Source organism: Pseudoalteromonas sp. AWM4_233 (genome assembly GCF_056158285.1).
Genome location: NZ_JBSWSZ010000003.1, coordinates 1 through 2,221, shown reverse-complemented (window position 1 = coordinate 2,221; position 2,221 = coordinate 1). Strand labels below are relative to the sequence as shown.

Genomic DNA, 2,221 nt, shown 5'->3' with positions numbered 1-2,221 from the left:
AAGGTTAACTACGTGTAAGGCATACCTGCCAGCAGCACCTAGAGCTATATGCCATCTGACAACGTCGTCGCCTTGCCATCCGCAATTTCTTCGCTGGGCAGTGAGGTGCGGCAACTACGCAAAGCGCGCCAGCTTACCCTTAAACAACTCAGCAAAGAGGCAGGGATCTCGCTGAGTCATGTGTCGGCGATTGAACGCGGGGTATCCAAGCCTTCGGTCGACGTCTTGCAGTCCATTGCCAACGCGCTGAGTGTCACCCCAGATTGGTTTTTTGCCCGCCGCGCGGGGGCCGGGCCAATGGAACAGGCCTTTGTCGTACGCGCCCAAAACCGCCGCGCACTCAACACCCTTTACGGTCAGGACGCGGCTGAGCTTGGATACACCGATCACCTGCTGTCCAGCTCGATTGGCGGGCAGTTTTATATGGGTTTGGCGGTTTACGCACCCTATGCGGAACGCCCTGAAGACCCCTTGCAAAAGCACGAAGGCGAAGAACATGGGCTGGTTCTGGAAGGTGAGTTAGAAATGCAGATCGGTGAAGAGTTCATCACTCTGCGCGCCGGTGACAGCTATAGCTTTGACGCACGAATTCCGCACCACGCGCGCAATCGGACGGACCAGGCCTGTCGGCTGATCTGGGCTGTTTCACCTGTCGTCATTCCGAAAGATGTCGCCGCGCCACAGCAGTCTGACAGAAGAATCTTCCTCATGAACCGCGATGTCCTTTTGCAGCCTTATCAACTAAAGCATCTGACCCTGAAAAACAGGATTATGACCACGAAGTCATGAACCTGCCTACCCCGAAGCGGGAATGCCCAAAGAGCGCTACCGCGCCTATCATGAAGTTCGCGCGAAAGCGGGCGTTGCCATGACAATGACCGCTGGATCTGCAACGGTGAGTTGCGACAGCCCGCCAGTTTTCAACAACATCCTGGCCTACAAGGACGAGGTCGTGCCCTGGATGGGTGAACTGGCAGATGCCTGCCACGCTCATGGATGCGCGGTGATGATTCAATTGACCCATCTGGGGCGTCGCACCGGTTGGAACAAGGGTGATTGGCTGCCCTCTGTTTCGCCATCGCACTATCGCGAACCGGCGCATCGCGCGTTCCCTAAAAAAATGGAAGACTTCGATATTGAGCGCATTGTGACCGACTATGCGGACGCGGCTGAACGCATGCAGGCTGCCGGTTTGGATGGAATCTGAACTGCAGGCCTATGGTCACTTGCTGGATCAGTTTTGGTCACCCCTGACCAACACGATGGATGCGCCGTTTGGTGGCAGCCTCGACGATCGCTTGCGCTTTGGCTTCATGGTGTTGGATGCAATCCGTGACCGCGTCGGACCCAAGTTCATTGTTGGCGTTCGCTACACCGCGGATGAGGTTGAAAAAGGCGGTATCACCGAGGAAGAAGGGCTTGAAATCGCCCGCAGACTGCGCGACGGCGGGCAAGTCGACTTCCTGAATGTCATTCGCGGACGCATTCATACGGATCCGGCGATGACAGATGTGATCCCGGTTCAAGGCATGAAAAGCGCGCCGCATCTGGATTTCGCCGGACGCGTGCGGGCCGAGATCGGGATGCCCACCTTCCACGCCTCTCGGATCCCTGATGTGGCTACGGCGCGGCATGCAGTGGCCTCGGGCCTTTTGGATATGGTCGGCATGACCCGCGCGCATATGGCTGATCCGATGATCGTTTCCAAGATACAAGCCGGTCAGGAAGATGATATCCGCCCCTGCGTCGGGGCCACATACTGTCTTGACCGAATTTACCAGGCTGGCGAGGCGTTGTGCATCCACAACCCTGCAACCGGGCGCGAATTGTCGATGCCGCACGTGATCCCTGCGGCGGAAACGCCCCGTCGCGCCGTCATCGTGGGCGCAGGTCCCGGCGGGCTTGAGGCGGCACGGGTTGCTGCCGAGCGTGGGCATGATGTCACCGTTCTGGAAGCCGCCCCCGAGCCCGGCGGCCAAGTGCGCCTTACAGCGCAATCCAAGCGCCGGGCCGAGATGATCGGGATCATTGACTGGCGTATGGCACAATGCGCTGCACTGAGACGTCTAAATTCCACTTCAACACCTTCGCTGAGGTCGAAGACGTGACGGCCCTGTCGCCTGATATTGTTGTGATCGCAACCGGCGGGATACCGGAAACGACAATTCTTGACACGGGCAACGAACATGCCATTCCCGCGTGGGATATCTTGTCGGGCGAT

Annotated in this window: 3 protein-coding genes; all 3 read left to right on the top strand. The window is 58.2% G+C overall.

Translation table 11 applies throughout. The annotated features are described in order from the left end of the window. Window positions 1-48: 48 nt before the first annotated feature. Genes ACXAC4_RS17895 through ACXAC4_RS17885 form a run of 3 tightly spaced genes read left to right on the top strand, consistent with a single transcriptional unit; the run spans window position 49 to window position 2,108 of the window. The gene (locus tag ACXAC4_RS17895) at window positions 49-789 is read left to right on the top strand and encodes a helix-turn-helix domain-containing protein (RefSeq protein WP_475164270.1); all 741 of its coding nucleotides are present in this window, start codon (window positions 49-51) and stop codon (window positions 787-789) included. A 22-nt stretch (window positions 790-811) separates the two neighbouring features. Continuing rightward, on the top strand, window positions 812-1,207 hold the full coding sequence (locus ACXAC4_RS17890; protein ID WP_475164266.1) for an oxidoreductase: 396 nt from the start codon (window positions 812-814) through the stop codon (window positions 1,205-1,207). Then, complete coding sequence (locus ACXAC4_RS17885) at window positions 1,197-2,108, top strand: oxidoreductase (protein ID WP_475164262.1); 912 nt, start codon at window positions 1,197-1,199, stop codon at window positions 2,106-2,108. The genes ACXAC4_RS17890 and ACXAC4_RS17885 overlap by 11 nt, the downstream gene beginning before the upstream one ends. The last annotated feature ends 113 nt before the right edge of the window (window positions 2,109-2,221 follow it).